This window comes from Dyadobacter sp., assembly GCF_051859145.1.
Lineage (GTDB): Bacteria > Bacteroidota > Bacteroidia > Cytophagales > Spirosomataceae > Dyadobacter.
On sequence record NZ_JBHYGF010000297.1, the window covers coordinates 1 to 5,369 of the forward strand.

Below are 5,369 nucleotides of genomic sequence, written 5' to 3' on the forward strand. Positions count from 1 at the left end.
AATAACAATGCATCACCTAAACTACTTGAATAAAAGCACGTTGCAAAAAATTTTTACTCTTTTGAGAGTTCGCAACGCCTGTTTATGCGTGAACTCATAAAATGAGGGATTCTAGACATTTACATTTGAGTCGTAGTCGGTTCTTATTTATCTGAAAGGCTCATTAACAGTTGTGTTTTCACCAAACGTTATAAAAAAATGAAAAAATCGTTGCTCCTGCTGCTCCCTGTTTTAATGTTATATGGATGCGGACAAAATACTGAAAAGACCGACGAAACGGCAAGTACGGAAGAAATGCCTAAGACCTCTGATTATGACCCTGAACGTGGTGAAGGCAAGTTTGACAAGGTCGAAATACCAGAAAAGCTGGATATGAAAATGGCGGCAGGCGGTAAGGAGGTATTTGATCTTAAGTGTTCCAGCTGTCATAAACTAACGGATGAGAAACTGGTTGGACCTGGCTGGAAAGGAGTAAGTACCAGGCATAAGCCAGAATGGATCATGAACTTTATAACCAGCCCTGATGCGATGATCGACAAAGATCCCAAGGTGCAGGCCCAACTTGAACTATGTCTTGTGCGGATGCCCAATCAGAATTTGTCCGACGATGACGCACGGAATATTCTAGAATTCATGCGGCAGAACGACGGCGTTCAATAACCTCTTCATTTTCCGATTAAACACAATTTTATGAAAACGTTGAAATATTTAATAGGCGCTGTCTCAGTCGCTTTGCTGGCAGGTGGCATGCAATCCTGTAAACCTAAAAGTGCTGACACGGCCATCAGTGGCGACGCTGCTGCCAAAACCTATGTTGAGCCTGGCAAGTACGATGAATTCTACAATTTTGTTTCAGGCGGCTTTAGCGGACAGCTTTCCGTATATGGCATACCGTCAGGTCGTTTGTTGCGGGTAATCCCGGTATTTTCCCAGGATCCTGAGAAGGGTTGGGGATTCAGTGAGGAAACAAAGCCGATGCTCAATACTTCTCATGGCAGTGTTCCCTGGGATGATCTGCACCATGTTCAGCTGTCCAAAACCAATGGCGAAAATGATGGACGGTGGGTGTTTGTGAACGGCAACAATACGCCCCGGCTCGCCCGCATTGATCTTAAAACTTTCCGTACTGCTGAGATATTGGAATTGCCTAACAGCAGCGGGAACCATTCTTCTCCATTCATTACCGAAAATACAGAATATGTAGTTGCTGGAACCCGCTTCAGTGTGCCACTAGACGACGCAGACGGGGATGTGCCCATTAATACCTACAAGAAAAACTTCAAAGGAACACTCAGCTTTGTGCGTGTAGACCAGAAGGACGGAAACATGGATATTGCTTTCCAGATCGAGACCCCGGGTGTAAATTTTGATTTAAGCAGAGCGGGTAAAGGCCCGTCACACGGATGGTTTTTCTTTTCATGTTATAATACCGAACAGGCCAACACCCTGCTGGAAGTAAACGCTTCGAAAAACGATAAAGATTTTATCATGGCGGTGAACTGGAAAAAGGCAGAAGAATACCTGAAAGCCGGAAAAGGCAAAAAAGTGAAGGTAAAATATGCCCACAACAAATACAGCGAAGTGAGCCACACTTCGAGCTCGGAATTCAAGAATGAAGTGATTGTATTGAACTCGAAAGAATTGAAAGACCTGTGTTACTTCATTCCCTGTCCAAAATCACCCCACGGCATTGATATAGACCCGACAGGAGAATACATGGTAAGCAGCGGAAAACTTGCCGCGCTGATTCCCGTTTTCTCATTCAGTAAAATGATTAAGGCGATTGAAAGCAAATCCTTTGAGGGTGATTACAGCGGAATACCTGTAATCAGTTATGAAGCCGCTTTATACGGCGAGGTGCAAAAACCAGGACTAGGACCATTGCATACGGAATTTGACGGGAGGGGAAATGCGGTCACTACGATGTTCGTATCTTCTGAAATTGTTAAATGGAACATTAAAGACCTGAAAGTGATTGACCGCCAACCTGTTTACTATTCTCCTGGTCACCTGATGATCCCTGGTGGGGATTCAAAAAAACCAGACGGCAAATATTTGATCGCTTACAACAAAATCACCAAAGACCGCTATTTACCTACCGGACCTGAACTGGCGCAAAGTGCCCAGCTATTTGATATTTCCGGAGATAAAATGAAGTTGATCCTGGATTTCCCTACCATAGGTGAGCCGCATTATGCCCAGGCGATCAGGGCCGATAAAATAAAAGATCAATCGATCAAGATATTTAAACTGGAGGAAAACAAGCATCCATATGCTAGTAAAGGAGAGGCTCAAACCAAGTTAGTACGCGACAAAAACAAAGTACATGTGTACATGACCGCAATCCGTTCCCACCTGACACCGGACAACATCGAAGGGGTACGCATCGGCGATGAGGTTTATTTTCACCTCACTAACCTGGAACAAGATTGGGATGTGCCGCATGGATTTGCTCTAAAAGGTGCTAATAACGGTGAACTGCTGGTAATGCCCGGGGAGACCCAAACCTTGAAATGGGTGCCGGACCGTGTGGGCATTTTCCCGATCTATTGTACAGACTTCTGCAGCGCGCTGCACCAGGAAATGTCCGGATATGTAAGAGTGTCGCCAGCAGGAAGCAAGGTGGCTTTAATAGGCAACACCGGCACTAACATGCCCGCAGAATAAGACAAGGTTCACAGCAGCCCCGGAAGCGACAGGACAAGCTTATTTAACATAAGACTTACAAGTTGGTGTTAAATGATCCCGGGCGAAGGGGCTGCAATCAACTGAACATCAACCGCGGCAATCATGAAAAATAACAGTATGCTTGGCATTAACCGTCTGCTGCTCATCTTATGTGGCATTGCATTGTTACTCGTCAATCACTTTCCTATCTGGCGCATACAACTTACTGCGCCCCAGTATCCGGAGGGTCTGGAACTATTAATTTATAGCGATAAGCTGGCCGGTAATGTGGATATCATCAATGGATTAAACCATTATATTGGCATGAAAACGCTGCATACCGAAGATTTTGTCGAGTTCACTATCCTGCCCTATCTTATCATCTTTTTTGCGGTTGTATTTATCGCTGCCGGGATATGGGGAAAACGATTTGCCGGCTACACTGTACTGGGCCTGTTTGCTCTTTTCGGTATTCTTGCGATGGTCGATTTTTGGAAATGGGAATATGATTACGGCCATAATTTGAACCCGGAAGCTGCCATTATTGTGCCCGGCATGTCTTACCAGCCCCCGCTGATCGGTTTTAAGCAGTTATTAAACTTTGGTGCCTATTCCATCCCCGCAGCAGGTGGCTGGATATTTATCCTGGCAGGTGTTGTAGCAGCCTACTGCATGTTCAGTGAGTGGCGGACCAGCAGAAAAAAAGTTTCAATAACAGCATCTAGCCGGCTCATAGTTACACTGGCCCTGCTTTCTGTTGGAATTACGGCAGCCCAGTCGTGCGGGGTCAAGGGAGCACAGCCCATCCAGAGTGGTATAGATGCTTGTAGCCACTGCAAAATGACGATCAGCGACCTTCGGTTCAGCTGCGAGCTTGTTACCAAAAAAGGCAGGGCCTATAAATTCGATGATCTTAAATGCATGCTATCCTATGTGGAGGATGGTACTGTCAGCAAGACGGATGTAGAGGCTTTTTATCTTGCTGACTTTCATAACAACGGACAACTATTAGCGGCAAAAGACTTGTACATTCTGCACAGCGAAGCGTTCCGGAGCCCCATGGGAGGAAACCTGGCCGGTTTCAAAACCCCGGATGATCTAAGCCAGGCACAGGAAAAATTTCCAGGGACTCAGCTAAAATGGGAGGAGCTTCTAAAATAATGCCGCCCGAAAACCATGCCAAAAACTCTTAAAATTATATCCTTACTTGCCTGTCTCTGGCTGCCTACCGCAACGGTAATGGAACTTTCTGCCCGGACGATCCGTGTTGGAAAAACACAGTCTGTAAAGAGCATCCGGCAGGCGATCCGCATGGCGTTGGCAGGAGACACAATACTGGTCAACAAAGGATTATATCAGGAAGGAAATATCATCATCGACAAACCGCTGGTGTTGAAAGGCATAGAAAGGCCGGTACTGAGCGGGCAGAAAAAATACGAGATCATATCGGTAAAATCCTCTCATGTTACTATTGAAGGATTGGTGATCAAAGCATCGGGCCAGTCATCCATGCAAGACATCGCCGGTATCCGGATTTACAACACCCATCATGTAAGTGTAACGGGGAATGTTCTGGAAGACAACTTTTTTGGAATTTACCTGCAGCAGTCAAAGCATTGCTTGATAACAAATAACCGGCTCAAAGCGTATGGAAAAGCTGAGCATTTGATTGGAAACGGCATTCATAGCTGGAAAAGCGATAGCCTGACCATTTATGGCAACCACATTCAGGGTCATCGCGATGGCATGTATCTCGAATTCACAACCAACAGCAATGTAGAGAATAACACCAGCCACGGAAACCTGCGTTATGGGCTTCATTTCATGTTTGCCCACCATAACAACTACACCCGCAACACATTCAGCAGCAATGGCGCCGGGGTGGCTGTGATGTACACCAATCATGTCAATATGAAAAACAATATTTTCAAAGACAACTGGGGGGATTCAGCCTACGGTATTTTGTTAAAAGAAATCTCTGACAGCCATATTGAAGATAATTTATTTTCAGGCAACACAACCGCGATCTTTATGGAAGGCGCTTCCCGTATCCGCATTAATAACAATCGGTTCAACGCCAACGGCTGGGCTTTGAAAATACAGGCCAGCTGTATGGACAACCATATTGAAAAAAATAATTTCCGGGCCAATACATTTGACGTTGCTACAAACAGTTCATTGGTACTCAACAACTTTGACAACAATTACTGGGACAAATATGAAGGATATGACCTGAACAAAGACGGAGTCGGAGATGTGCCTTATCATCCGGTAAGCCTGTTTTCAATGATCGTCGAGCGGTATCCTCCGGCTATGATACTGTTCAGAAGTTTTATGGTGAGCCTGCTGGACCGTACAGAAAAAATGATCCCCGGCATGACACCTGAGCAGCTCAAAGATACCATGCCTGTTATCAAACCCCTGAACTTATGATCTCCCTACAAAATATATCCAAGCAGTTTGGCAGATTTAAAGTGCTCACCGACGTTTCTTTTTCCTGCAACAAAGGCGAGTGCATTGCGCTCATCGGCGCTAACGGAAGCGGCAAAACAACCATTATCAAGTCGATACTTGGGATGGTTATTCCCGACAGCGGCACAATTACGTTTAGCGGCAAGAGCATAGCGAATGACTACAAGTACCGCAGCGACATTGGTTACATGCCACAAATGGGCCGTTATCCGGAGAATATGAGCATCGGG

5 protein-coding genes are annotated in these 5,369 nt (G+C 45.5%); all 5 read left to right on the top strand.

Annotated features, from left to right (window positions below; translation table 11 throughout):
• Nucleotides 1-198 precede the first annotated feature (198 nt).
• The gene (locus ACTIE6_RS16640; RefSeq protein WP_439557713.1) at nucleotides 199-660 is read left to right on the top strand and encodes a c-type cytochrome; all 462 of its coding nucleotides are present in this window, start codon (nucleotides 199-201) and stop codon (nucleotides 658-660) included.
• Nucleotides 661-690: 30 nt separating this feature from the next.
• Entirely contained in the window at nucleotides 691-2,667 is a 1,977-nt protein-coding gene (gene nosZ, locus ACTIE6_RS16645; RefSeq protein ID WP_439557714.1) for a Sec-dependent nitrous-oxide reductase, read from the top strand.
• 123 nt (nucleotides 2,668-2,790) lie between these two features.
• Entirely contained in the window at nucleotides 2,791-3,828 is a 1,038-nt protein-coding gene (locus tag ACTIE6_RS16650; protein ID WP_439557715.1) for a nitrous oxide reductase accessory protein NosL, read from the top strand.
• A 15-nt stretch (nucleotides 3,829-3,843) separates the two neighbouring features.
• Nucleotides 3,844-5,100, top strand: coding sequence for a nitrous oxide reductase family maturation protein NosD (locus ACTIE6_RS16655; protein WP_439557716.1), 1,257 nt, complete (start codon nucleotides 3,844-3,846; stop codon nucleotides 5,098-5,100).
• Nucleotides 5,097-5,369: ATP-binding cassette domain-containing protein (locus ACTIE6_RS16660; protein WP_439557717.1), on the top strand; the 273-nt coding region annotated here is incomplete at its 3' end. The genes ACTIE6_RS16655 and ACTIE6_RS16660, both read left to right, overlap by 4 nt.